The sequence below is a fragment of the Pseudomonas sp. A214 genome (assembly GCF_900156295.1).
Lineage (GTDB): Bacteria > Pseudomonadota > Gammaproteobacteria > Pseudomonadales > Pseudomonadaceae > Aquipseudomonas > Aquipseudomonas rhizophila.
In genome coordinates, this window is sequence record NZ_LT707062.1 from 5,795,301 (window position 1) to 5,819,240 (window position 23,940).

25 protein-coding genes and 1 tRNA gene are annotated in these 23,940 nt (G+C 60.2%); 16 read left to right on the forward strand and 10 right to left on the reverse strand.

The genetic code is table 11. The features are described 5' to 3' along the window. Window positions 1–92: 92 nt before the first annotated feature. Complete coding sequence (locus tag BW979_RS25965) at window positions 93–566, reverse strand: WbuC family cupin fold metalloprotein (protein ID WP_076386290.1); 474 nt, start codon at window positions 564–566, stop codon at window positions 93–95. Window positions 567–569: 3 nt separating this feature from the next. Next, complete coding sequence (locus BW979_RS25970; RefSeq protein WP_047229412.1) at window positions 570–1,127, reverse strand: hypoxanthine-guanine phosphoribosyltransferase; 558 nt, start codon at window positions 1,125–1,127, stop codon at window positions 570–572. A gap of 175 nt (window positions 1,128–1,302) precedes the next feature. On the opposite strand from BW979_RS25970, the gene upp reads away from it, so the two are divergent. Both upp and BW979_RS25980 read left to right on the forward strand, forming a co-directional pair. Then, window positions 1,303–1,941 (forward strand): uracil phosphoribosyltransferase, encoded by a 639-nt coding sequence (upp, locus tag BW979_RS25975; RefSeq protein ID WP_030138594.1) that lies wholly within the window; start codon window positions 1,303–1,305, stop codon window positions 1,939–1,941. 2 nt (window positions 1,942–1,943) lie between these two features. Then, window positions 1,944–3,218, forward strand: coding sequence for a uracil-xanthine permease family protein (locus BW979_RS25980; protein ID WP_076386292.1), 1,275 nt, complete (start codon window positions 1,944–1,946; stop codon window positions 3,216–3,218). A gap of 129 nt (window positions 3,219–3,347) precedes the next feature. On the opposite strand, the gene hemH is transcribed toward BW979_RS25980, so the two are convergent. Both hemH and BW979_RS25990 read right to left on the reverse strand, forming a co-directional pair. Beyond that, entirely contained in the window at window positions 3,348–4,373 is a 1,026-nt protein-coding gene (gene hemH / locus BW979_RS25985; RefSeq protein ID WP_076386294.1) for a ferrochelatase, read from the reverse strand. Window positions 4,374–4,386: 13 nt separating this feature from the next. After that, the gene (locus BW979_RS25990) at window positions 4,387–5,286 is read right to left on the reverse strand and encodes a TIGR01777 family oxidoreductase (RefSeq protein ID WP_047229409.1); all 900 of its coding nucleotides are present in this window, start codon (window positions 5,284–5,286) and stop codon (window positions 4,387–4,389) included. Window positions 5,287–5,482: 196 nt separating this feature from the next. On the opposite strand from BW979_RS25990, the gene BW979_RS25995 reads away from it, so the two are divergent. From BW979_RS25995 to BW979_RS26020, 6 genes are all read left to right on the forward strand, one after another. Beyond that, the gene (locus tag BW979_RS25995) at window positions 5,483–6,469 is read left to right on the forward strand and encodes an NAD(P)/FAD-dependent oxidoreductase (RefSeq protein WP_047229408.1); all 987 of its coding nucleotides are present in this window, start codon (window positions 5,483–5,485) and stop codon (window positions 6,467–6,469) included. A 170-nt stretch (window positions 6,470–6,639) separates the two neighbouring features. Then, complete coding sequence (locus BW979_RS26000; RefSeq protein ID WP_047229407.1) at window positions 6,640–7,602, forward strand: YbgA family protein; 963 nt, start codon at window positions 6,640–6,642, stop codon at window positions 7,600–7,602. Further along, on the forward strand, window positions 7,602–8,540 hold the full coding sequence (locus tag BW979_RS26005) for a MerR family transcriptional regulator (protein ID WP_047229406.1): 939 nt from the start codon (window positions 7,602–7,604) through the stop codon (window positions 8,538–8,540). The genes BW979_RS26000 and BW979_RS26005 overlap by 1 nt, the downstream gene beginning before the upstream one ends. Further along, complete coding sequence (phrB, locus tag BW979_RS26010; protein ID WP_076386296.1) at window positions 8,541–9,974, forward strand: deoxyribodipyrimidine photo-lyase; 1,434 nt, start codon at window positions 8,541–8,543, stop codon at window positions 9,972–9,974. Between the two features lie 126 nt (window positions 9,975–10,100). Further along, window positions 10,101–10,874, forward strand: coding sequence for an SDR family NAD(P)-dependent oxidoreductase (locus BW979_RS26015; RefSeq protein ID WP_076386298.1), 774 nt, complete (start codon window positions 10,101–10,103; stop codon window positions 10,872–10,874). 28 nt (window positions 10,875–10,902) lie between these two features. Then, window positions 10,903–11,208, forward strand: a complete 306-nt coding sequence (locus tag BW979_RS26020) for a YkgJ family cysteine cluster protein (protein ID WP_076386300.1) — start codon at window positions 10,903–10,905, stop codon at window positions 11,206–11,208. Between the two features lie 99 nt (window positions 11,209–11,307). Here BW979_RS26020 and BW979_RS26025 read toward each other — a convergent pair whose 3' ends face one another. From BW979_RS26025 to hemA, 6 genes are all read right to left on the reverse strand, one after another. Continuing rightward, a complete protein-coding gene (locus BW979_RS26025; RefSeq protein ID WP_047229402.1) occupies window positions 11,308–11,826 on the reverse strand; it encodes an acyloxyacyl hydrolase in 519 nt (172 codons plus the stop codon). 113 nt (window positions 11,827–11,939) lie between these two features. Continuing rightward, complete coding sequence (murI, locus tag BW979_RS26030) at window positions 11,940–12,731, reverse strand: glutamate racemase (protein WP_076386302.1); 792 nt, start codon at window positions 12,729–12,731, stop codon at window positions 11,940–11,942. After that, window positions 12,724–13,482, reverse strand: a complete 759-nt coding sequence (locus BW979_RS26035) for a molybdopterin-synthase adenylyltransferase MoeB (RefSeq protein WP_076386304.1) — start codon at window positions 13,480–13,482, stop codon at window positions 12,724–12,726. The genes murI and BW979_RS26035 overlap by 8 nt, the downstream gene beginning before the upstream one ends. Next, window positions 13,476–14,306, reverse strand: a complete 831-nt coding sequence (prmC, locus tag BW979_RS26040; protein WP_076386306.1) for a peptide chain release factor N(5)-glutamine methyltransferase — start codon at window positions 14,304–14,306, stop codon at window positions 13,476–13,478. The genes BW979_RS26035 and prmC overlap by 7 nt, the downstream gene beginning before the upstream one ends. A gap of 14 nt (window positions 14,307–14,320) precedes the next feature. Beyond that, window positions 14,321–15,403 (reverse strand): peptide chain release factor 1, encoded by a 1,083-nt coding sequence (gene prfA / locus BW979_RS26045; RefSeq protein WP_047229398.1) that lies wholly within the window; start codon window positions 15,401–15,403, stop codon window positions 14,321–14,323. Beyond that, window positions 15,400–16,689, reverse strand: coding sequence for a glutamyl-tRNA reductase (gene hemA / locus BW979_RS26050; protein WP_047229397.1), 1,290 nt, complete (start codon window positions 16,687–16,689; stop codon window positions 15,400–15,402). Before hemA ends, prfA begins: the two co-directional genes overlap by 4 nt. Window positions 16,690–16,860: 171 nt before the next feature. Between hemA and BW979_RS26055 the strand changes: the two genes are divergently transcribed. The 8 genes from BW979_RS26055 (at window position 16,861) to ychF (ending at window position 23,781) form a co-directional block, all read left to right on the forward strand. Then, window positions 16,861–18,585, forward strand: coding sequence for a tetratricopeptide repeat protein (locus BW979_RS26055; RefSeq protein ID WP_076386308.1), 1,725 nt, complete (start codon window positions 16,861–16,863; stop codon window positions 18,583–18,585). A gap of 4 nt (window positions 18,586–18,589) precedes the next feature. Beyond that, window positions 18,590–19,207: a lipoprotein insertase outer membrane protein LolB gene (lolB, locus tag BW979_RS26060; RefSeq protein ID WP_047229395.1), complete on the forward strand. Its 618-nt coding sequence runs from the start codon at window positions 18,590–18,592 to the stop codon at window positions 19,205–19,207. 1 nt (window position 19,208) lies between these two features. Then, window positions 19,209–20,060 (forward strand): 4-(cytidine 5'-diphospho)-2-C-methyl-D-erythritol kinase, encoded by an 852-nt coding sequence (gene ispE / locus BW979_RS26065; RefSeq protein WP_076386310.1) that lies wholly within the window; start codon window positions 19,209–19,211, stop codon window positions 20,058–20,060. 36 nt (window positions 20,061–20,096) lie between these two features. After that, window positions 20,097–20,171 (forward strand) — tRNA-Gln (locus tag BW979_RS26070). A 47-nt stretch (window positions 20,172–20,218) separates the two neighbouring features. Continuing rightward, on the forward strand, window positions 20,219–21,160 hold the full coding sequence (locus BW979_RS26075; protein ID WP_003171603.1) for a ribose-phosphate pyrophosphokinase: 942 nt from the start codon (window positions 20,219–20,221) through the stop codon (window positions 21,158–21,160). A 143-nt stretch (window positions 21,161–21,303) separates the two neighbouring features. Beyond that, a complete protein-coding gene (locus tag BW979_RS26080; RefSeq protein WP_076386312.1) occupies window positions 21,304–21,906 on the forward strand; it encodes a 50S ribosomal protein L25/general stress protein Ctc in 603 nt (200 codons plus the stop codon). Between the two features lie 167 nt (window positions 21,907–22,073). After that, on the forward strand, window positions 22,074–22,658 hold the full coding sequence (gene pth / locus BW979_RS26085; protein WP_003185374.1) for an aminoacyl-tRNA hydrolase: 585 nt from the start codon (window positions 22,074–22,076) through the stop codon (window positions 22,656–22,658). A 22-nt stretch (window positions 22,659–22,680) separates the two neighbouring features. Beyond that, window positions 22,681–23,781: a redox-regulated ATPase YchF gene (ychF, locus tag BW979_RS26090; RefSeq protein ID WP_047229391.1), complete on the forward strand. Its 1,101-nt coding sequence runs from the start codon at window positions 22,681–22,683 to the stop codon at window positions 23,779–23,781. The last annotated feature ends 159 nt before the right edge of the window (window positions 23,782–23,940 follow it).

Here is a 23,940-nt window from a genome sequence, read left to right on the forward strand (position 1 = left end):
GCTTGCTCCCGCTTGGGTGCGTAGCATCCACCTGCAATTGGGGCTGCTGCGCAGCCCAGCGGGAGCAAGCTCCCTCGCCACAGAAGCAACGCTCAGTCGAACTGAGCGCGCATCCAGGCCTGGTACTGCGCCACCCCCGCCTCGCCTTCGCGGGGCGCCCAGGGGGCCAGTTCGCCATCGCCCACCGGGCGGTAAGGCCCGGCCTTGCACTCGAACATCAGGCTGTCGGCTTCCAGCACCACTAAACCGTGGTACACGCCCGCCGGCAGGTCGACACCGAGGCAATCGCCACCGGCCTGCAGGATACGCTTGTCCACCACCGTCCCGGTTTCATCAAAGATCAACACACCGAGCCGGCCCTTGAGCACCAGCAGGGTTTCAGCCTTGTCGGCGCTCAGGTGGCGATGCGGCGGGATGTAAGTGGACGGCTGCAAGCCAACCGCCATGCGATGGCAAGGCTCGTCCATCTGATGAAAATTGTGGTGTTGGCGCCCGCGAGGACTGGCCGTGGCTTTCTCGGCCAGTTCGTTGAACAGCGCTTGATCCAGAAAGCCCGGCCGGTTCATCGATTACATTCCTTTGACGGCGAAAATACCGTTGGCATTGCGCCAGTAACCTTTGTAGTCCATGCCGTAGCCGAAGATGTAGCGGTCAATGCACGGCAGGCCGACGAAATCGGCTTTCAGGTCCGGACGAGCCTTGCGGTCATGGTCCTTGTCGATCAGCACGGCGGTGTGCACGGCGCGGGCACCGGCGTGTTTGCAGAAGTCGATGATGGCGCCCAGGGTGTGACCTTCGTCGAGGATGTCGTCGATGATCAGCACGTCACGGTCGATGAACGAAACTTCCGGCTTGGCTTTCCAGAACAGGTCGCCACCGCTGGTTTCGTTGCGGTAACGGGTGGCGTGCAGATAGGACGCTTCCAGCGGGAAGTTCAGGTAGGTCAGCAGTTTGCCGGAGAAAATCAGCCCACCGTTCATGACGCAGAACACCACCGGGTTGGAATCGGCCAACTGGTCGTTGATTTGCGCGCCGACACGGGCGATGGCCGCTTCGACTTCGGCTTCGGTGTACAGGCAGTCAGCCTCTCGCATGATTTGACGGATATGCTCGAGATCAGCGGACATGGCGCTCTCCAGGGGAGGTTGGGGGAGGGACGGGTTCGGAAAAGCGGGCAAAGGTACGCATCCCGCCCGGCCAGATCAAGCGTTTGTGGACTAACGTTCTGTATTGTCTATAGGACAACACCCTCGGATAGATTAATCTAGGCCGGTTTTTTTGCCCGCCGCCGGAGCTTTCCCCATGCCCATCCTCGAGATCCGCCACCCGCTGATCAGACATAAACTCGGCCTGATGCGCCGCGCCGACATTAGCACGAAGAACTTCCGCGAACTTGCCCAGGAAGTCGGTGCACTGCTCACCTATGAAGCCACCAAGGACCTGCCGCTGGAGTCCTATGAAATCGACGGTTGGGCCGGTACGGTCCAGGTGGAAAAAATCGCCGGCAAGAAAATCACCGTGGTGCCGATCCTGCGTGCCGGCATCGGCATGCTCGAAGGCGTGCTGAGCCTGATCCCGGGCGCCAAAGTCAGCGCCGTGGGTGTGGCCCGCAACGAGCAGACCCTGCAGGCGCACACCTACCTGGAAAAACTGGTGCCGGAAATCGACGAGCGCCTGGCAATGATCATCGATCCGATGCTCGCCACCGGCAGCTCCATGGTCGCCACCATCGACCTGCTGAAAAAAGCCGGTTGCCGTGACATCCGCGCCATGGTGCTGGTGGCGGCCCCCGAAGGCATCAAGGCGGTGGAAGACGCTCACCCCGACGTCACCATCTACACCGCTTCCATCGACCAGAAACTCAACGAACATGGCTACATTATCCCGGGTCTGGGCGATGCCGGCGACAAGATCTTCGGTACCAAGCAGAAGGACGCTTGAGCATGCAGGATGAGTTCAACGATCCGCTCTGGCGCCAGGTATTGTCTGGCGCGCAGATGCTGTTCGTCGCCTTCGGCGCGCTGGTACTGATGCCGCTGATCACCGGGCTGGACCCGAACGTAGCGCTGTTCACCGCAGGCCTGGGAACAATCCTGTTCCAGATCGTCACCGGGCGTCAGGTGCCGGTGTTTCTGGCATCGAGCTTTGCCTTCATCACCCCGATCATTCTCGCCAAGGGCCAGTTCGGCCTGGCCGCGACCATGGGCGGGGTGATGGCGGCCGGTTTCGTCTACACCTTCCTGGGCCTGGCGGTGAAGGTCAAGGGCACCGGATTTATCGACCGCTTGCTGCCGCCGGTGGTGATTGGGCCGGTGATCATTTCCATCGGCCTGGCCATGGCACCGATTGCCGCCAACATGGCCATGGGCAAGGCCGGCGACGGCACCGAGCTGATTGCCTACCAGACGGCGATGCTGATCTCGATGCCGGCGCTGCTCACCACCCTGATCGTCGCGGTGTTCGGCAAAGGCATTTTCCGCCTGGTGCCGATCATTTCCGGCGTGCTGGTGGGCTTTGCCATGGCGTTTTATTTTGGGGTGGTGGACACCGCCAAAATCGCCGCCGCGCCATGGTTCGCCCTGCCGAACTTCACCGCGCCGGAGTTCAACTGGCAAGCGATCCTGTTCATCGTGCCGGTGGCTTTGGCGCCAGCCATCGAGCACATCGGTGGGGTCATCGCGGTGGGCAGCGTGACCGGTCGCGACTACCTGAAAAAACCCGGCCTGCACCGCACCCTGCTCGGCGATGGCATCGCCACCACGGCCGCCGGCCTGTTCGGCGGCCCGCCCAACACCACCTACGCCGAAGTCACTGGCGCGGTGATGCTGACCAAAAACTACAATCCGAAAATCATGACCTGGGCGGCGATCTTCGCCATCAGCCTGGCGTTCATCGGCAAGTTCGGCGCGCTGCTGCAAAGCATCCCAGTGCCGGTGATGGGCGGGATCCTGTGCCTGTTGTTCGGTTCGATCGCGGCGGTGGGCATGAACACGCTGATCCGCCACAAGATCGACCTGAGCGAAGCGCGCAACCTGGTGATCGTTTCGGTGACGCTGGTGTTTGGTATCGGCGGTGTGCTGGTAGGCACCGGCACCGGCCCGGACGACTTCGGCCTCAAAGGCATCGCGCTGTGCGCGGTGGTGGCGATCGCCCTGAACCTGATCCTGCCGGGCAATGACGGTTGGAAGCAGAAGAAGGCGGATGAGCCGCTGATCTGACTCAAGCTTGAAGTTTTGTGCTGCCAGTCAGATAGCTATCGCGAGCAGGCTCGCTCCCACATCAGCGGATCTTTGAACACTCGAGATCCATTGTGGGAGCGAGCCTGCTCGCGATTGGGCCCTTGAATTTTACAGAGCGATCGGTGCCCGCTCGCACAGGGTGCTCAACGCCTGCGCCCATTGCACATCATCATTGAGACACGGCACCAGCACCAACTCCTCCCCGCCCGCCTCACGAAATTGCTCGCGCCCGCGATCACCGATTTCTTCCAGGGTTTCGATGCAGTCGGCCACAAACGCCGGGCACATCACCAACACTTTTTTCACGCCACTTTTAGCCAGTTCATCCAGGCGCGCTTCGGTGTAGGGTTCGATCCACTTGGCGCGCCCCAGTCGCGACTGGAACGACACCGACCATTGGCCATCCTTGAGCCCCATGCGCTGGGCGAATAGGTCGGCGGTGCGAATGCATTGCGCGCGGTAACACGTAGCCATGACCTCAGGCGGCGCATTTTTGCAGCAGTCGGCGTCCTTGAAGCAATGGAAACCCCTGGGGTCGAGCTTGGTCAGGTGCCGCTCGGGCAAACCATGGAAGCTCAACAGCAGGTGGTCGTAATCCTGCATCAGATACGGCTTGGCGCTGGCAACCAGGGCGTCGAGGTATTCCGGCTGATCGTAGAACGGCTGGAGAATCGAGAACTGCACATCGAGCTTCTTCTCGCGCACCACCCGCTTGGCTTCTTCGATCACCGTGGTGACTGTGCTGTCGGCAAATTGCGGATACAACGGCGCCAGCGTGATCTTCTTGTGGCCCTGGCTTGCCAGGCGCACCAGGGTCGACTCAATGGACGGCTCGCCATAACGCATCGCCAACTCAACCGGCCCCTGGGTCCATTGCGCAGTCATGGCTTGTTGCAAGCGACGGCTGAGCACCACCAGCGGCGAGCCCTCGTCCCACCAGATCGACGCATAGGCATGGGCCGATTGCTCGGGGCGCTTGATCAGGATCAGCGACACCAGCAAGCGCCGCACCGGCCACGGCAGGTCGATGACGTAGGGATCCATCAAAAACTGATTGAGGTAGCGGCGCACATCGGCCACCGAAGTAGAAGCAGGCGAACCCAGATTCACCAGAAGCAACGCGTGATCGGTCATGCAACGTCCTATTTCAAAGGCGGTCCGACAAATCGTCGAGAGCCGCATGCAAATCAGTGAACCGGAAAGTGAAACCCGCCGCCTGCAATCGGGCCGGCGTTGCGCGCTGGCCGCCCAGCAACAGCAATGACAATTCTCCCAATGCGACCTTCAGCGCCAGTTCCGGCATCGGCACCACGGCCGGCCGATGCAGCACGTGCCCCAGGGCCTTGGCAAAATCGCGGTTGCGCACCGGGTTCGGCGCGCAGGCATTATAAGGACCGCTGGCCTCATCGCGGTGCAGAAGAAAATCAATCAGAGCGATTTGATCGGCAATGTGAATCCACGGCATCCACTGCCGGCCATTGCCAATACGCCCGCCCAACCCCAGTTTGAACGGCAGCAGCAGCCGCGACAAAAAGCCGCCCTCGGCCGACAGGACCAGACCGGTGCGAACCAGTACCACCCGTATGCCCATGGCCTCGGCGCGCTGCGCGGTTTCCTCCCAGGCGATGCACAACTGGCTGGCGAAGTCCTCGCTCACCGGTCCCGAGTCCTCGGTCAGCTCACGCTCGCCGCCGTCGCCGTACCACCCCACCGCGGAACCGGAAATCAATACCCCGGGTTTGTGTTCGCTACGCTCCAGCCAAGCCAACAACGCTTCTGTCAGGGTGATGCGACTGCTCCACAACAACTTCTTGCGTTTATGGCTCCAGGGTCGATCCGCAATCGGTGCCCCCGCGAGGTTGACCACCGCATCCACCGGCTCGGCAATCTCCTCGAGCCGGGCGACACCCCGCACTTGCGCGCCGCAGATCTTCGCCACGTCTTCGGGGCGACGACTCCACACCGTCAAGCGATGGCCCTGCGCCAACCAGTGGCGGCAGAGCTGACGTCCGATCAAACCAGTACCGCCGGTCAGCAATATGTGCATGAAGTGTTCCTCGCATCGCGTTTTACCCAGCCCATTAGTCTATTTTTATAAGCAGGGATTTTTCGTATCAGGCAGGGTCTGTGTTTAACAATAGGTCACCCTGTCAAAACGCGAACGGTAAAACTTATACCAAAAACCCTAATTGTACAGGTTTAAACGACGGCGTAGTCTGTACAGAAAGGTAAACGAGGCCCTCATGACTGTACCTATCGCAATCATCGGCACCGGCATCGCCGGACTTTCAGCCGCCCAGGCCCTGACGGAGGCCGGGCATGTCGTTCAACTCTTCGATAAAAGCCATGGCAGTGGCGGACGCATGTCCAGCAAGCGCAGTGATGCCGGCGCACTGGACATGGGCGCGCAGTATTTCACTGCCCGCGATCGCCGCTTCGTGATGGAAGTCCAGCGTTGGCAAGCCCAGGGCTGGGCGGCGGAATGGACACCTCAGCTTTATCATTTCAAGGATGGGCAATTGAGCCCGTCGCCGGATGAGCAGACCCGCTGGGTCGGCACCCCGCGCATGAGCGCCATCACACGCGCCCTGCTTGGCGAGTTGCAGGTGCAGTTCTCCTGCCGCATCACCGAGGTGTACCGCGGTCAGGAGCATTGGCACTTGCAGGACGCGGAAGGCTTCACCCACGGCCCCTTCGGCCAGGTGGTGATTGCTACGCCCGCGCCCCAGGCCACGGCATTGCTGGCGGCCGTGCCAAAGCTGGCCGCAGTGGCGGCGGGCGTGAAGATGGACCCCACCTGGGCCGTGGCCCTGGCCTTCGAAACACCGCTGGATACCTCCATGGAAGGCTGCTTCGTCCAGGACAGCCCCCTCGACTGGCTGGCTCGCAACCGCAGCAAACCGGGGCGCGACAGCACGCTCGACACCTGGGTGCTGCACGCCACCAGCGACTGGAGTCGCCAACATATCGACATGGCCAAGGAAGCGGTGATCGAACACCTGCACGGCGCGTTCGCCGAGCTGCTGCACAGTGCCATGCCTGCGCCCAGCTTCAGCGTGGCCCATCGCTGGCTTTACGCGCGCCCCGCCGGCAACCATGAATGGGGCGCCTTGGCCGATGCCGACCTGGGTATGTATGTCTGTGGCGACTGGTGCCTGTCCGGTCGTGTCGAAGGTGCTTGGCTAAGCGGTCAGGAAGCCGCACGCCGTCTGCACGCCAGCCTGCAATAGAACGCGCCAGCCTACGTCACCCGCTGCTGTCGAAACAGGCAGCAGCCTGTCTGCGCAAAAACCACATCGCCCCACACGCAAAAGCGGTTGACTTGTGCGCGTTCGGATCTATGATGAAAATATTGTACACAAATGTTATTTTGTACAAGATTTGAAATCAGAGGTCGCCCATGCCCCATGATGCCGTCGTCAAACCGAAAATCGCTATCAGCGCCTGCCTGATGGGCGCTGAAGTTCGCTTCAACGGCGGACACAAGCAATCGCAGCTATGCAGCCGTACCTTGGTCGACTACTTCGACTTCGTGCCGGTCTGCCCTGAAGTCGCCATTGGCCTGGGCATCCCCCGCGAGCCGATCCGGCTGGTGGGTAATCCCGAACGGCCTGACGCGGTTGGTACGGTCAGGCACGACCTCAATGTAACCCGGCCATTGGCCGCTTACGGAGAGCAGATGGCCGAGGAACTGGATGACATCTGCGGCTACATCTTCATGCAGAAGTCGCCGTCCTGCGGACTGGAGCGGGTCAAGGTCTACGATCACAACAGCGTGCCACAGGACGGCGGCGGACGCGGCATCTATGCCCAGGCGTTTTGCGAGCGCCACCCCGACTTGCCGGTGGAGGAAGACGGTCGCCTGAACGACCCGGTGCTGCGGGAAAATTTCCTGACCCGGGTATTTGCCTACGCGGCCTGGCAACCGCTGCGCCGCAAAGGCCTGACACGCCGTGACCTGATCCACTTTCACTCGCGCTACAAATATCTGTTGATGGCCCATAACCCGGTGCAATACAAGGCCTTGGGCAATCTGTTGGGCAACATGGGCAAGGCCGATCCTGACGAGCTGGGCGCACGCTACTTCAGCGCCTTGATGGCTGCTTTGAAGAAATGCGCCACCCGCCGCACTCACACCAATGTGCTGCAACACCTGAGCGGTTACCTCAAACGCGCCATCAACGCCGAAGACAAGCAGGAAGTGCAACACCTCATCGGGCAATACCGCCTCGGCATCGTACCCCTGGTAGTTCCGCTGACCTTGCTCAAGCATCACTTGCGCCTGCATCCCGATCCCTATCTGGCGCAGCAGGTCTACCTGCAACCACACCCGGAAAACCTCAGTCTGCGAAATGCCATTTGATGAAAAGCGAACCTGATTCCAGCGCCAGCGAAGACCTGGGGGCCGACTTCGCCAAAGCCCTGGCGCAGGGCTGGCTGCCCATACGCGAAGTTGCCCGCCAAACCGGGGTCAATGCCGTCACGCTAAGAGCCTGGGAGCGCCGTTATGGCCTGATCGTGCCGCACCGCACCCCCAAGGGTCACCGACTGTTCAATGCCGATCATGTGCAACGTATCTTGAGCATCCTCACCTGGATCGATCGGGGGGTGGCGGTGAGCAAGATAAAACCGCTGCTCGACACACCGCAGCCGCCCAGTGAACCGTTGGAAAACGACTGGCAGCGTCAGCGCCACGCCCTGATGCTGGCGGTCACGCAACTGGCCGAGCGTCAGGTCGATGATCTGGTCAACCAGGCTATGGCGCTTTATCCGCCCTGGACGGTGTGCGAGCAGTTGTTGCTGCCTTTGCTGGCCGAACTGCAATTGCGCTGGCAAGGCCAGTTCGGTGCGCAGTTGGAGCGGGTGTTTCTGTACTCCTGGCTGCGCAGCAAATTCGGCAGTCGGATCTACCACAACAATCGTCAGTTGCGCGGTGCGCCATTGCTGCTGGTCAACCATTCGGACCTGCCCCTGGAACCCCAATTGTGGCTTAGCGCCTGGCTGGCCAGCAGCGCCGATTGCCCCGTGGAAGTGTTCGATGGGCCGATACCCGCAGGCGAACTGGCCTTGGCCGTCGAACGCCTCAAAGCCCGTGGAGTGCTGCTGTACTCCAGCAACGCGCTGAACCTGTCCCAACTGCCCAAGCTGATCAGTGGAGTGGATTGCCCGATCATCATCGCCGGCCCGGCCGCATCGATCCATCACGCCCGGTTATCCACAGGCATTTCGACCGACAACCTTACGTGGGCCGAAGATCCGTTATCGGCTTACCGCGAACTGAGTCGCAGAGCACTTATTTGAATGAAAAAACCCACGCAACTGATCTGGCTGCGCAGCGACCTGCGCCTGCACGACAACACCGCCCTCGCCACCGCAGCAGCCCGGGGACCTTGTGTGGCGGTGTACCTGCCGAGCCCGGAACAATGGCGCGCGCATGACGATGCACCGTGCAAGATCGACTTTTGGCTGCGTAACCTCGCCTCGTTGAGCACTGCCCTGGAGGCGTTGAACATCCCGCTGCTGATCCGCCACGCTGCACGCTGGGATCAGGCACCGCAGATTCTGCTCTCGCTGTGCCACGAACTGGCAATCGACGCCGTCCATGTCAATGAAGAATACGGCTTGAACGAAACCCACCGAGATGCCGAAGTTGCCCGAACGTTGCAGGGCCAGGGCATCGAATTTCACAGCCACCTCGACCAGTTGCTGTTCAAGCCCGGCAGTGTGCTGACCAAGACCGGCACCTATTTCCAGGTGTTCAGCCAGTTCCGCAAGGTCTGTTACAGCCGCCTGCACTTTTCGCTGCCAAGCCTGGTCGCCAAACCGGCCCGGCAGGCACCCACCGGCATTGTCAGCGACCCGGTGCCCACGCAAGTCGAAGGCTTCTCGCCTGCGAGTGAAACGCTGCGCGCCCTCTGGCCAGCGGGTGAAAACGAAGCCCGGCGGCGCCTGGACACCTTCGCTGAGCAACACCTCGATTATTACCAGAGCGAACGGGACTTTCCCGCCAGGCCAGGCACCAGCCAGCTCTCGGCGTACCTGGTGGCGGGTGTGATCTCGCCACGCCAATGCCTGCATGCGGCGCTGCAGGCCAACCAGGGTGAATTCGAGAGCGGAAATGTCGGTGTTGTGACATGGATCAATGAATTGCTCTGGCGTGAGTTCTATAAACACATTCTAGTGGGCTATCCACGGGTGTCTCGCCATCGCGCGTTCCGTCCGGAAACCGAAGCGCTGGCCTGGCGCAACGCCCCTGAAGAGCTGGAGGCCTGGAAACAGGCACGCACTGGCTTGCCGATCATCGACGCGGCCATGCGCCAGTTGCTGGAAACCGGGTGGATGCACAACCGTTTGCGGATGGTGGTGGCGATGTTTCTGACCAAGAACCTGCTGATCGACTGGCGCGAGGGTGAGCGCTTTTTCATGCAACACCTGATCGACGGCGACCTGGCCGCCAACAACGGCGGCTGGCAGTGGAGCGCCTCGACCGGGACGGATGCTGCGCCCTGGTTTCGGATCTTCAACCCCTTGAGTCAATCGGAAAAATTCGACCGTGAAGGATTGTTCATCAAACGCTGGTTACCTGAACTGAACGATCTCGATAAGCAACAGGTCCATAATCCAAACATGCAGGGCCGATTGTTTGGCGTGACGGATTATCCTCCGGCGATTGTCGACCTGGGTCAGTCCCGGGCTCGTGCATTGCAGGCGTTCAGAAACCTGCCAACTCGATAAGTGTAAAACCAAGAAATCGGGCGATCAGCGAACAGAAAAACACGGACCGTAAGATGCAATTTCAACCCTGCGGCCATACAGTCTTATACCAAACTCGTGCACTCTGCTCGGCGAAGGAAGTATGGAATGGGTCTAGAAACTCGTAAGCGATATTGGCTGACCGGCGCGGGCAACGGAATCGGCGTTTCGTTGGCCGAAGCGATACTCAAAACCGGCGCACACCTGGCCGTTAGCTCGCGCTCGTCGCGCTCGAGTGAAGACCTTTCGGCACGTTATCCGGGACAAGTACTGGCGGTGCCCGGCAACTTGACCGACAGCCAGACCGTACGCGAGATCGGCGAACAGATTGCCCGGCAGTGGGGCTCGCTGGACACCGTGATTCTCAATGCAGGAACCGCCGAATACATCGACGGCCAACCCGCCGACCCTTTGATCATCGAACACATTGTGCGCAGCAATCTGATAGCGGCCAGCTTCTGCATTCACACTGCCCTGCCATTGCTGCGTGCAGGCAACCGGTCCCATCTGGTGGGCATCGCCAGCCCGGCGACTTACCTGCCACCGTCATATAGCGAGGCCGACGGCAAAGGCATGCGTTTTCTGTTTGAGTCGGCTCGCGTCCAACTGGTGGCCGAGGGCATCGACGTGACGCTGGTTCATCCGGGCTTCGACAGCCCTTCGCTCAGGCTCGACGACTGTTTTCCGGCCCCAGTCCAGTGGACGGCCGAAACGGCGGCACATCACGTGCTGAAACAACTGGCCGAGCGCCCCCATGAAGTGGCGCTCCCCGTTTCGTCCATGACCGTACTCTGGCCGCTACCTTCATCGACCGAATCGATGCTCACTGACGTCAACTCAGATAAAGCGGGAAATGGGTGCCCGATCAAGGGCCAACCCTGAGGGGCGCGGTTGCCTTACACTGCGCGCCATGAAAACCATCCCTGTCCATCAGATCCCCCAGCCTGCCGTCACTTGTTCGACGTGCGCGGCGTGCTGTTGCCAACTGGAAGTCATGCTGATCACTGACACTGGCGTGCCCGAACGCTTTATCGACACGGACGAATGGGGTGGAGAAGTGATGTTGCGGCTCGACGATGGTTGGTGCGCGGCGCTGGATCGCGACAGCATGAGGTGCACGATCTACGAAAAACGCCCGCTGATCTGCCGCGAGTTCGAGATGGGCGCGCCGGAATGTATTGAAGAACGCAAAGGGATTGCGACTGCGTATCGGTAGCCCGTGGGAACGAGCCTGCTCGCGATAGCGGTAGACCAGTCAATATGAGGTTGTCTGATACTTCGCTATCGCGAGCAGGCTCGCTCCCACGGGTTTGGGTTACAGCGGCATCGTGTAGTGCAGCGCGTAACTTTCGACACCGTCGTTGGTCGACTTGATGCCGGCGTTGGAGTAATGAGTGGCGCGAATACCCACTTCATGTCCACCGTTGAAGCGCAGGCCGAAACCAATGCGGTCCTCGAACTGAAAAGCCGTACCGAGCTGGTTGTTTTCCACTTGGGTATTTTCAAACAACGCAACACCGATACCCGCCTCGATGTAGGGTTTTACGTTTTGACCGGCAAACTCATACACAAAGACAGGCGAGAACGACAGGCTGTGATTGCTGGAGGCCTCATCCCCTTCCCAATACGTGTAAGCGCCGCTCCAATAGCCGGTCAGGCGACCTACATCACTCTGCAACCAGCTCTTGTCCCAATCGAACTGCATACCCAAGCGGTAAGTCATGGTCGACTCGCCGGTCTGGCCCACCCCAAACTCCACACCTGCCGCTTGTGCGGAGTAAGTGTGCCCCAACAATGCAGCCGCAAGTGCGGCCAAGCAGAATAAACGCTTCATTAGAAACATCCTTTTCCGAACAGACTTAGTTAGTTTTGTTACAAACAGACAAAGCTATAGAAATCCGCGTTAAAACAGAAGTTCAGCCTGATTTAGGTATTTTTCAGGTTTTTTTACAGACTGAAGCTTCGCACAACGCCGGACGAATTCCATAGCGTTGGTAGGATTTTTCTTAAATGTATCGGATCTGCGCTACTCCAGAATCGCGTTTCACTGGCGGGACCGGCGGCCAGGAGGCCGCGTTCAGCGAGCAGGCGCTGAAGTTGCCGGGCAACGGCGGCCCCCGTGTCGATCAGGCTGATGTGCGCGGGGACCATGTGCTTGAGCAATGGCTTGAGGAAGGGATAGTGCGTGCAACCCAGGATCAGCGTGTCGCAGCCGGCGGCCAGCAAAGGTTCGACATAGCCCTGCAGCAATTGACGCAAAGCCGGGCTCTGGAGATCGCCTGCTTCGATCAGCTCTACCAGCCCGGGGCATGGCTGGGTGATCACCTGCACATCGGTGGCGAACCGATCAAGTAACGCGGCGAATTTGGCACTTTGTAATGTGCCAGTGGTTGCCAGCACACCGACAATGCCACTTCGAGTGGCAGCCGCCGCCGGTTTGACCGCCGGCTCCATGCCGACAATGGGCCAGTGGGGATAATCACGACGCAAATCGGCGACCCCGGCGACCGTCGCGGTATTGCAAGCCACCACCAGCGCCTTGGCGCCCTGGTGATGGAGAAAGTTGGCGATGATTGCGCACCGCTGCCGGATGAATTCCGGGGTTTTCTCGCCGTAGGGAATATGCCCACAGTCTGCAACGTAGAGCAGTGACTCATTGGGCAACAGCCGACGAATCTCCCCCAGCACCGACAACCCGCCGACACCCGAATCGAACACACCGACCGGCGCTTCAGTCATGCTGGCTGCTACCACAGACGCTGCACCCCGGATCACGCTTGACCCTCAGCTCACGAAAACGGCTGCCCACGGCGTCGATCAACAGCAGGCGTCCCACCAGTGGTTCGCCGAAACCGGCCAACAGTTTCAAGGCTTCAAGGGCTTGCAGACTGCCCACCAACCCCACCAGCGGCCCGAGCACACCGGTTTCGCTGCAGGTCAATTCGGCTTCACTGCCGTGGCCATAGAGGCAGTGATAGCAGGGGCTTTCCGGGCGGCGCGGATCAAACACGGATAGCTGCCCTTCCAGGCGAATCGCCGCACCGCTGACCAGCGGTTTGCCCGCTGCGACACACGCCGCATTCACCGCTTCGCGGGTGGAGAAATTGTCGGAACAGTCCAGCACCACATCCACTGCCGCAACGGCAGCAGACAGGCTGTCTTCATCCATGGCCTGTGGGTGAGGCACCAGGCTGATTTCAGGGTTGAGCGCCGTCAGGCGACGCATCGCCGAATCGACCTTGCTCAGGCCCACACTGTCGGTGTCGTGGATGATCTGGCGTTGCAGGTTGGTCAGGTCGACCGTGTCAAAATCCGCCAGGTGCAACTCACCGACGCCAGCAGCGGCCAGGTACAACGCCACCGGAGCGCCGAGTCCGCCGAGGCCGACAATCAATACGCGGCTGTGCTTGAGTCGCAGTTGCCCGTCGATGTCGACGTGCTGCAACAGAATCTGCCGGCTATAGCGCAACAGCTCCTGATCGTTCAGCACGGCAGGCGCCCCAGGCTGATGCGCTCATGCCCACCCAGGTCCTGGCGGCTGTGGACTTCAGTAAACCCTTGGGTTTGCAGCAGATCACGCACCGCGTCGGCCTGATCGTAACCGTGCTCGAGCATCAACCAGCCACCCGTTTCAAGATGATCGGGGGCCTGGGTGATAATTGTGCGCAAATCATCAAGCCCGTCGTGCCCTGCCACCAGGGCACTGGCCGGCTCAAACCGCACGTCGCCCTCGGCCAGGTGAGGATCGGTGGCGGCTATATAGGGTGGGTTGCTGATGATCAGCTCAAAACGCTCACCGTCCAAAGCGCTGAACCAGTGGCTGCTCAGCACCGTGACGTTGCGCAGGTCCAGGCGCTGGCGATTGCGTTCGGCCAGGGCCACCGCCTCCAGCACACGGTCGACCGCGGTGACTGTCCAGGCCGGGCGCTCGCTGGCCAATGCCAGGGCAATCGCGCCGCTGCCGGTGCCCAGATCCAGAACCCTCGCCGGTGCGGCCGGCAGCAAGGCCAGCGCGGTTTCCACCAGCAGTTCGGTGTCGGGACGCGGAATCAAGGTGTGGGGCGCCACTTCCAGGTCCAGGTTCCAGAAGCCTTGCTGCCCGAGGATATAAGCCACTGGCTCGCCAGAACGACGGCGGCGCAGGTATTCAGAGAACACCAACGCCGCTTCGCTTGGCACGATTCGCTCGGGCCAGGTGTGCAGGAAGCTGCGGGACTTGCCCAGTGCCGCGGCCAGCAGCAATTCGGCATCCAGTCGGGACGTGGGCGAATCCGGCAGCTCGGCGGCGCGTAACAAACTGGCGATGATGGTCATATGTTCACCTGTGCTTACTCGCCAATCGCGGCCAACTGGTCGGCCTGGTATTCGGCCAGCAACGGTTCGATCACTGCATCGACGCCGCCGGCGAGAATTTCGTCCAGCGAATACAACGTCAGGTTGACTCGATGGTCGGTGACCCGCCCCTGGGCAAAGTTGTAGGTACGAATCCGCTCCGAGCGATCTCCAGAGCCCACCAACAGCTTGCGTTCGCTGGCGATGGCGTTGGCCGCAGCACTGGTCTGTTGATCGTTGAGCTTGGCCGACAACCACGACATGGCACGCGCACGGTTCTTGTGCTGGGAACGCTCCTCCTGGCACTCGACCACAATGCCCGAAGGCAGGTGAGTGATACGGATAGCCGAATCGGTCTTGTTGACGTGCTGACCGCCCGCACCCGAGGAGCGGTAGGTGTCGACCCGCAGGTCCGCCGGGTTGATCTCGATGGCTTCCTGCTCGTCCGGCTCGGGCAAAACCGCCACGGTACAGGCCGAAGTGTGGATACGCCCCTGGGATTCGGTGGCCGGGACACGCTGCACGCGGTGGGCGCCGGATTCGAATTTCAGCTTGCCGTAGACGTTGTCACCTTCGACCCGGGCGATGACCTCTTTATAGCCACCGTGTTCGCCTTCGTTCTCCGAGAGGATCTCCACCCGCCAGCCGCGACGCTCGGCGTAACGCGAATACATGCGGAACAGGTCCCCGGAGAATATCGCCGCTTCGTCGCCGCCGGTGCCGGCACGGATCTCGAGAAACACATTGCGACCGTCATTCGGATCCTTGGGCAACAACATGCGTTGCAGGTTGCTTTCAAGCTCGAGCAACTGCTCCTTGGCTTCACGGACTTCCTCGACCGCCATTTCGCGCATGTCCGGATCGCTGTCCTTGAGCAACGCCTGGGCGCCTTCAAGGTCGCCCTGCACTTTGAGCAACTGTTTATAGGTGGCGACGATCGGCTCGACTTCGGCGTATTCCTTGGAATACGTGCGGAACTTGTTCTGGTCGGAAATGACTTCACCATCGCCCAGCAGGGCGGTCAGTTCCTCGAAACGGTCCTGGAGAATGTCCAGCTTATTGAGCAGTGACGCTTTCATTGCGATTTTTTATCCGAAAAACTATCCGGTGAACCCTCACCGAGGGCAAAGAGTTCCTGGGCCATGGCCAACGCATCGAGGCGGCCTTCGGCGGTCAGCTTCTTGAGCTGGACACTGGGCGCGTGAAGCAATTTATTGGTCAGGCCGCGAGCCAGTTGCACCAGCACCTCTTCGGCGCTGCCACCGTTGGCCAGCAGGCGCTGGGCCTTTTGCAGCTCTTCGTCGCGCAGGCGTTCGCTCTGCTGACGATAAGCCTTGAGCACATCCACCGCCGCCAGCTCGCGCAGGCGGACCATGAAATCCTCCGCGCCGATGGTGATCATTTCTTCGGCCGCCTGGGCCGCCCCTTGCCGGCTCTTGAGGTTCTCGGCGACCACTTCGTGCAGGTCGTCGACGCTGTACAGATAAACGTCGTCGAGCTCGCCCACTTCCGGCTCGATGTCCCGGGGAACGGCAATGTCCACCATGAAAATCGGCTTGTGCTTGCGCAGTTTCAGGGCGCTTTCCACTGCGCCTTTGCCCAGGATCGGCAACTGGCTGGCGGTGGAGCTGATGACGATGTCACTGTGCACCAGCTCGGCCGGGATGTCCGAGAGCAGCACAGCATGGGCGCCGAACTGCTCGGCCAGGGTACTGGCGCGCTCCAGGGTACGGTTGGCAACCACGATACGCTTGACCCCCAGGTCGTGCAGATGGCGCGCGACCAGGGTGATGGTCTCCCCCGCGCCGATCAGCAGCGCCTGGCTGCGTTGCAGATCGCTGAAAATCTGTTTCGCCAGGCTGACCGCGGCAAATGCCACGGACACCGGGTTTTCGCCGATGGCCGTGTCGGTGCGCACCTGTTTGGCGGCATTGAACGTGGCCTGGAACAAGCGCCCCAGCAGAGGCCCGACCGTGCCGGCCTCACGGGCCACGGCATAGGCCGACTTCATCTGGCCGAGAATCTGCGGTTCGCCCAGCACCAGCGAATCGAGCCCGGAGGCAACGCGCATCATGTGACGAACGGCCGCATCGTCTTCATGCACATAGGCACTGGCGCGCAGCTCTTCAAGACTCAGATCGTGATATTCGGCCAGCCAGCGCAGCACGGTATCGGCCGAAATGTGATCCTGCTCTATATAAAGCTCGCTGCGATTGCAGGTGGAGAGGATGGCAGCCTCGCGGCTCTCGGTGAGTCGGCAAAGCTGCTGCAGGGCCTCAACCAGTTGCTCAGGCGTAAAGGCCACGCGCTCGCGGACGTCTACGGAAGCAGTCTTGTGGTTAATACCAAGTGCAAGGAAGGCCATTCAAGGTCGCTGATAGTGACGTGAAGCCGGCAATTGTCCTACTTCGCCAGATTCAGAACAACCACTCGATATCTATCGCCCTGCCCCGTGCCGTAAATCGACGGGCCGGTTATGTTTGACCGAAGGCTGTGTCATGATGATCCGACCGCAGGTTAGTCGTCCTTTTCCTATATGAATAGATCTTCCGCGTTGCTCCTCGCTTTTGCCTTGCTCGGCGGCTGTCAGTCCATGGCCCCCGTGTCGACAGACGGTACGCCGCCGGTCGAAGACAGCACCCAGGCCCCTGAAAAGCCCAAGGTCTATAGCTCATTCAGCGAAGAAACCATTTTCAGCCTGTTGAGCGCCGAACTGGCAGGCCAGCGCAATCGCTTCGACATTGCGCTGGACAACTACGTCACCCAGGCCATCAACACACAGGACCCGGGCATCTCCGAGCGGGCGTTTCGCATTGCCGAATACCTGGGGGCCGACCAGCCCGCGCTGGATACCGCACTGATCTGGGCCAAAAACGCCCCGCAAGACCTCGAAGCGCAACGCGCCGCCGCCGTGCAACTGGCCCGGGCCGGACGCTACGACGACTCCATGGTGTATATGGAGAAAGTCCTGCTGGGCAAGGGCGACACCCATTTCGACTTCCTTGCGCTATCAGCGGCCGATACCGACCAGGAAACCCGCGACGGCCTGACTAAAAGCTTCGACCGACTGCTGCAGCGCCATCCCGATAACGGTCAGCTGATTTTCGGCAAGGCCCTGCTGCTGCAACAGGATGGTGACATCCAGGGCGCCCTTTCCCTGCTGGAAGACAACCCGCCGCAGGCGGGCGAAGTGGCGCCGATTCTGCTGCGCGCTCGCTTGCTGCAAGGCGCGAACCGCGGCGACGAAGCCCTGCCGCTGCTGAAAAAGAGCATCAAGCAATACCCGGACGACAAGCGCCTGCGTCTCACCTACGCGCGCATGCTGGTGGAAAACGACCGCATGGACGACGCCAAGGTGGAGTTTTCCAGCCTGGTCCAGCAGTACCCTGAAGACGATGAATTGCGCTATTCCCTGGCGTTGGTCTGCCTGGAAGCCAAAGCGTGGGAAGAAGCCAAGGGTCACCTGGAAGACCTGATTGCGCGGGGAACGCATGTCGACTCCGCCCACTTGAACCTGGGCCGCATCGCGGAAGAACGCAACGACCCCGAGAGTGCACTGCTCGAGTACGCCCAGGTCGGCCCAGGCAACGATTATCTGCCGGCCCAGTTGCGCCAGGCCGATATCCTGATGAGCAACGGCAAAACGGCCGAGGCCCAGAGTCGCCTCGCCGTGCAGCGGGACACCCAGCCGGACTACGGCATCCAGTTGTATCTGATCGAGGCTGAAACCCTGTCGGCCAACAATCAGGGCGACAAAGCCTGGACCGTGCTCGATCGGGCGTTGAAGCAGTACCCGGACGACCTGAACCTGTTGTATACCCGCGCCATGCTGGCGGAGAAACGCAATGACCTGGCGCAGATGGAGAAAGACCTGCGCCTGATCATCCAGCGCGACCCCGACAATGCAATGGCCCTCAATGCCCTGGGCTACACCTTGTCCGATCGCACCACCCGATACGCCGAAGCCAAGGTGCTGATCGAACAGGCCCACCAGCTCAACCCGGAAGACCCGGCGGTGCTCGACAGTCTTGGCTGGGTGCATTTCCGCCTGGGTAACCTCGACGAGGCCGAACGCCTGCTGCGCCAGGCCCTGGAGCGCTTTCCCGACCAGGAAGTCGCCGCGCACCTGGGCGAAGTCCTGTGGGCCAACGGCAAACAGCGCGAAGCCCGGCAGATCTGGAGCAAGTTCCTCAAGGAACAGCCCGACAGCCCCATCCTGCGCAGCACCATCAAACGCCTGACCGGATCAGAGACCCTTTAAAATTATGCTTTTGCGCCACTTCATCGTTTTCAGCTTTATCGCCCTGCTCGCCGGTTGCGCCGGCTTCGGCGCCCGAGAATCCGTCCAGGGCCACGGCAACACGGCCCAATGGCGAGAGCACAAGGAACAACTGAGCGGTCTCGACGGCTGGCAGATCGATGGCAAGATCGGCATACGCGCACCGAAAGACTCGGGCAGCGGCACACTGTTCTGGTTGCAACGCCAGGACTACTACGACATTCGCCTGTCCGGTCCGCTGGGTCGTGGCGCGGCGCGCCTGACCGGCCGACCAGGCCAGGTTTCGCTGGAAGTGGCCAATCAGGGTCGCTACGAATCACCCTCGCCGGAAGCCTTGCTGGAAGAACAACTGGGCTGGAAGCTGCCCGTATCCCACCTGACCTGGTGGGTTCGCGGCCTGCCGGCACCGGACAGCAAAAGCCGCCTGACCCTCGATGCCGACAGTCGCCTGTCCAACCTGGAGCAGGACGACTGGCAGATCGAATACTTGAGCTACGCCGAGCAAAACGGTTACTGGTTGCCCGAGCGCATCAAACTGCACGGCAGCAACCTGGACGTCACGCTGGTGATCAAGCAATGGCAGCCGCGCAAGCTGGGGCAATGACATGACCGCTGCGCGCCTGACCCTGCCCTCCCCGGCCAAGCTCAACCTGATGTTGCACATCCTGGGCCGTCGCCCGGACGGCTATCACGAGTTGCAGACGATTTTTCAGTTTCTCGACTACGGCGATGAAATCACCTTTGCCGTGCGTGACGACGGCGTGATTCACCTGCACACCGAATTCGAAGGCGTTCCTCACGACAGCAACCTGATCGTCAAAGCCGCGAAAAAACTTCAGGAGCAATCCGGGTGTTCGCTGGGCATTGATATCTGGATCGAAAAAATCCTGCCCATGGGCGGCGGCATCGGCGGCGGCAGCTCAAACGCGGCAACGACTTTGCTGGGGCTCAACCACCTGTGGCAGCTGGGTTGGGACGCTGATCGCCTGGCCGCATTGGGCCTGACGCTGGGCGCCGACGTGCCGGTTTTCGTACGGGGCCACGCGGCTTTTGCCGAGGGCGTCGGGGAAAAACTCACACCGGTAGAGCCCGAGGAACCCTGGTACTTGGTGCTGGTGCCGCAAGTATCTGTAAGTACAGCAGAAATTTTTTCAGATCCACTGTTGACACGTAACTCTCCTCCCATTAAAGTGCGCCCCGTTCCCAAGGGAAACAGTCGAAATGACTGCTTACCGGTGGTAGCAAGGCGTTATCCAGATGTTCGTAACGCTTTGAATTTGTTAGGTAAATTTACCGAAGCAAAACTCACCGGAACTGGAAGTTGTGTGTTTGGGGGCTTCCCAAGCAAAGCTGAAGCTGATAAAGTCTCGGCCCTTCTGACAGAGACCCTTACAGGGTTTGTAGCAAAAGGAAGCAACATTTCGATGTTGCATCGCAAGCTGCAAAGTCTGCTCTAACGGAATCGAGTGCTGGGCACTCGAAGCAACAGATACAGGGGCGTCGCCAAGCGGTAAGGCAGCAGGTTTTGATCCTGCCATGCGTTGGTTCGAATCCAGCCGCCCCTGCCATTTTCCTATACTCATCCAGGTATACCCTCAGCCTTCAGGTACTGCGCGTGTCCAAGATGATGGTCTTTACGGGGAACGCTAACCCCGATCTGGCTCGGCGTGTTGTACGTCAGCTGCATATCCCTCTCGGTGACATTTCTGTCGGTAAGTTCTCCGACGGCGAAATCACTGCCGAGATCAATGAAAACGTTCGCGGTAAAGACGTCTTCATTATTCAGCCGACTTGCGCTCCGACCAACGATAACCTGATGGAACTCGTCGTGATGGCTGATGCCTTCCGCCGCTCCTCGGCTACTCGTATTACTGCTGTTATTCCTTATTTTGGTTATGCCCGTCAGGATCGCCGTCCGCGTTCCGCACGTGTGGCAATCAGCGCGAAAGTCGTGGCTGACATGCTTACCGTAGTCGGCATCGATCGTGTGCTCACGGTCGATCTGCATGCTGACCAGATTCAAGGCTTCTTCGATATTCCCGTGGATAACATCTACGGCTCCCCGGTTCTGGTGGATGACATTGAAGATCAGCGCTTCGAAAACCTGATGATCGTGTCCCCGGACATTGGCGGCGTCGTGCGTGCACGGGCCGTTGCCAAATCCCTGGGCGTTGATCTGGGTATCATCGACAAACGCCGTGAGAAAGCCAATCACTCCGAAGTGATGCATATCATCGGCGACGTCGAAGGGCGTACCTGTATTCTGGTCGACGACATGGTCGATACCGCCGGCACCCTGTGCCACGCGGCCAAGGCCCTGAAAGAGCATGGCGCTGCCAAAGTCTTTGCCTACTGCACACACCCTGTGCTGTCGGGTCGAGCGATCGAAAACATTGAAAATTCCGTGCTGGACGAGCTGGTGGTCACTAACACCATCCCGCTGTCCGCTGCAGCACAAGCCTGTGCGCGTATCCGCCAACTGGATATCGCACCGGTTGTTGCCGAGGCGGTTCGCCGCATCAGCAATGAAGAATCGATCAGTGCGATGTTCCGTTAAGGGCCCTGCCCTTTCCATTACATCTCGTTGACGAAAAGCGCCCCGCCCCGACATTACCTGCCGGGGCGGGGCTTTTTTGCCCATATCGCCTTTAGCGCTGGTCGCAAGCGCTGGGGTGAATGTGGTTACTTTGGAGATACAACATGAACGAATTTACCCTGAATGCTGAAGTGCGTTCCGACCTGGGGAAAGGTGCGAGCCGCCGCCTGCGTCGTCTCGCAAGCCTGGTTCCAGCTGTAGTCTACGGTGGCGACAAAGCCCCTGAGTCCATCAGCATGCTGGCCAAAGAAGTTGCCAAACTGCTCGAAAACGAAGCGGCCTACAGCCACATCATCGAGCTGAACGTTGGCGGCACCAAGCAAAACGTCGTGATCAAAGCCCTGCAGCGTCACCCGGCCAAAGGCCACGTGATGCACGCTGACTTCGTACGCGTTGTTGCCGGTCAGAAGCTGACTGCTGTTGTTCCAGTGCACTTCATCAACGAAGCTGCTCCGGTCAAGAAAGGCGGCGAAATCTCGCACGTAACTTCCGAGCTGGAAGTTTCCTGCCTGCCGAAAGACCTGCCTGAATTCATCGAAGTCGACCTGGCTGACGCCGAAATCGGCACGATCATTCACCTGTCCGACCTCAAGGCCCCTAAAGGCGTTGAGTTTGTTGCCCTGGCGCACGGCGATGACAAGGCTGTTGCCAACGTCCACGCTCCACGTGTTGCTCCAGAAGCGACTGAAGAAGAAGCTGCAGAGTAATTTCACTCTGTCGCCGGAGTGACCGGAAACATCGCGGACTGGAACGTAGCGAGACAGCGGGCGAGAACGCGAAGTTTACTTAACGGTAGATCCGCCATTTTCGTCTCACTGTCGCAACACCGTTTGAGCGCGACGTTGTTATCCACACTCCAGGAAGGGCCCCTATCGTGACTGCCATTAAACTGATCGTTGGCCTGGGAAATCCAGGCGCTGAATACGAACAGACCCGGCATAACGCAGGGGCCCTTTTTGTTGAGCGCATCGCGCACGCACAAGGCGTCAGCCTGGCGGCCGATCGCAAATATTTCGGCCTGACCGGGCGTTTTTCACACCAGGGTCAGGATGTTCGTCTGTTGATTCCCACCACCTACATGAACCGCAGCGGCCAGGCCGTGGCGGCATTGGCCGGTTTCTTTCGCATCAAACCTGAAGAAATCCTGGTGGCCCACGACGAACTCGACCTGCCTCCGGGCGTCGCCAAGCTCAAGCAGGGCGGCGGCCATGGCGGTCACAACGGGTTGCGCGACATCATCGCGCAACTGGGTAATCAGAATACCTTTCACCGCCTGCGGCTCGGCATCGGCCACCCGGGCGTTGCCAGCATGGTTTCAAATTTTGTCCTGGGTCGTGCGCCTCGCGCCGAACAGGAAAAACTCGATGCCAGCATCGACTTTGCCCTCGGCGTGCTGCCGGATATCCTCGCCGGTGAATGGAACCGCGCGATGAAAAACCTGCACAGCCAGAAGGCCTGACTCTACTCCGAGGGGAAACACCATGGGATTCAATTGCGGCATCGTCGGCCTGCCTAACGTCGGCAAGTCCACCCTGTTCAACGCCCTGACCAAGTCCGGTATCGCGGCCGAAAACTTCCCCTTCTGCACCATCGAGCCTAACAGCGGCATCGTGCCGATGCCCGATCCACGCCTGGAAGCGCTGGCGGCCATCGTCAATCCCAAGCGCATCCTGCCGACCACCATGGAATTCGTCGACATCGCCGGTCTCGTCGCCGGTGCCTCGAAAGGTGAAGGCCTGGGTAACAAGTTCCTGGCCAACATTCGTGAAACCGATGCAATCGCCCACGTGGTGCGCTGCTTTGAAGATGAGAACGTCATTCACGTCTCCAACAGCGTCGACCCCAAGCGTGACATCGAGATCATTGACCTTGAGCTGATCTTCGCCGACCTCGACAGCTGCGAGAAGCAACTGCAGAAAGTCGCTCGCAACGCCAAGGGTGGCGACAAGGACGCAGTGGTCCAGAAGGGTCTGCTGGAGCAGTTGATCGCCCACTTCACCGAAGGCAAGCCCGCGCGCAGCCTGATGAAGAACATGAGCACCGATGAGAAGCTGGTGATCAAAGGCTTCCACCTGCTGACAACCAAGCCGGTCATGTACATCGCCAACGTCGCTGAAGACGGTTTCGAGAACAACCCGCACCTGGACGTGGTCCGGGCCATCGCCGAAGAAGAAGGCGCCATGGTCGTTCCGGTCTGCAACAAGATCGAAGCGGAAATCGCCGAGCTGGACGATGGTGAAGAGAAAGACATGTTCCTCGAAGCCCTGGGCCTGGAAGAGCCCGGCTTGAACCGCGTGATCCGCGCCGGTTACGAAATGCTCCACCTGCAGACTTACTTCACTGCCGGTGTCGAAGAGGTCCGCGCCTGGACCGTACGCGTCGGCGCCACTGCCCCGCAAGCCGCTGGCGTGATCCACACCGACTTCGAAAAAGGCTTCATCCGCGCCGAAGTCATCGCCTACGCAGACTTCATCCAGTACAAAGGTGAAGCCGGCGCCAAGGAAGCTGGTAAATGGCGCCTGGAAGGCAAGGAATACATCGTCAAGGATGGCGACGTGATGCACTTCCGCTTCAACGTTTAAGAGAGCCCGTGGAATCACACGGACTTCCCTAGACGAAAAAATCCCCGTAATCATGACTGATACGGGGATTTTTTTCGTCTCGGGATTTTCACCGGTGACAGAGACTCGCCATACGCTTCAAACAAACGAGGCCGCGGATGCGGCCCCAATTCTTCCACG

Bases quoted from the DNA above. Each gene is read 5' to 3' on its own strand.
- prfA (WP_047229398.1), bottom strand. From the start codon at position 15,403: ATGAAAGCGTCACTGCTCAATAAGCTGGACATTCTCCAGGACCGTTTC.
- BW979_RS25990 (WP_047229409.1), bottom strand. From the start codon at position 5,286: ATGCACATATTGCTGACCGGCGGTACTGGTTTGATCGGACGTCAGCTC.
- BW979_RS25970 (WP_047229412.1), bottom strand. From the start codon at position 1,127: ATGTCCGCTGATCTCGAGCATATCCGTCAAATCATGCGAGAGGCTGAC.
- lolB (WP_047229395.1), top strand. From the start codon at position 18,590: ATGCTTTTGCGCCACTTCATCGTTTTCAGCTTTATCGCCCTGCTCGCC.
- ispE (WP_076386310.1), top strand. From the start codon at position 19,209: ATGACCGCTGCGCGCCTGACCCTGCCCTCCCCGGCCAAGCTCAACCTG.
- BW979_RS26015 (WP_076386298.1), top strand. From the start codon at position 10,101: ATGGGTCTAGAAACTCGTAAGCGATATTGGCTGACCGGCGCGGGCAAC.
- BW979_RS25980 (WP_076386292.1), top strand. From the start codon at position 1,944: ATGCAGGATGAGTTCAACGATCCGCTCTGGCGCCAGGTATTGTCTGGC.
- BW979_RS26055 (WP_076386308.1), top strand. From the start codon at position 16,861: ATGAATAGATCTTCCGCGTTGCTCCTCGCTTTTGCCTTGCTCGGCGGC.
- hemH (WP_076386294.1), bottom strand. From the start codon at position 4,373: ATGACCGATCACGCGTTGCTTCTGGTGAATCTGGGTTCGCCTGCTTCT.
- hemA (WP_047229397.1), bottom strand. From the start codon at position 16,689: ATGGCCTTCCTTGCACTTGGTATTAACCACAAGACTGCTTCCGTAGAC.
- prmC (WP_076386306.1), bottom strand. From the start codon at position 14,306: ATGACCATCATCGCCAGTTTGTTACGCGCCGCCGAGCTGCCGGATTCG.
- BW979_RS26000 (WP_047229407.1), top strand. From the start codon at position 6,640: ATGCCCCATGATGCCGTCGTCAAACCGAAAATCGCTATCAGCGCCTGC.
- BW979_RS26005 (WP_047229406.1), top strand. From the start codon at position 7,602: ATGAAAAGCGAACCTGATTCCAGCGCCAGCGAAGACCTGGGGGCCGAC.
- BW979_RS26025 (WP_047229402.1), bottom strand. From the start codon at position 11,826: ATGAAGCGTTTATTCTGCTTGGCCGCACTTGCGGCTGCATTGTTGGGG.
- BW979_RS26080 (WP_076386312.1), top strand. From the start codon at position 21,304: ATGAACGAATTTACCCTGAATGCTGAAGTGCGTTCCGACCTGGGGAAA.
- upp (WP_030138594.1), top strand. From the start codon at position 1,303: ATGCCCATCCTCGAGATCCGCCACCCGCTGATCAGACATAAACTCGGC.
- BW979_RS25965 (WP_076386290.1), bottom strand. From the start codon at position 566: ATGAACCGGCCGGGCTTTCTGGATCAAGCGCTGTTCAACGAACTGGCC.
- murI (WP_076386302.1), bottom strand. From the start codon at position 12,731: ATGACTGAAGCGCCGGTCGGTGTGTTCGATTCGGGTGTCGGCGGGTTG.
- phrB (WP_076386296.1), top strand. From the start codon at position 8,541: ATGAAAAAACCCACGCAACTGATCTGGCTGCGCAGCGACCTGCGCCTG.
- ychF (WP_047229391.1), top strand. From the start codon at position 22,681: ATGGGATTCAATTGCGGCATCGTCGGCCTGCCTAACGTCGGCAAGTCC.
- BW979_RS25995 (WP_047229408.1), top strand. From the start codon at position 5,483: ATGACTGTACCTATCGCAATCATCGGCACCGGCATCGCCGGACTTTCA.
- BW979_RS26020 (WP_076386300.1), top strand. From the start codon at position 10,903: ATGAAAACCATCCCTGTCCATCAGATCCCCCAGCCTGCCGTCACTTGT.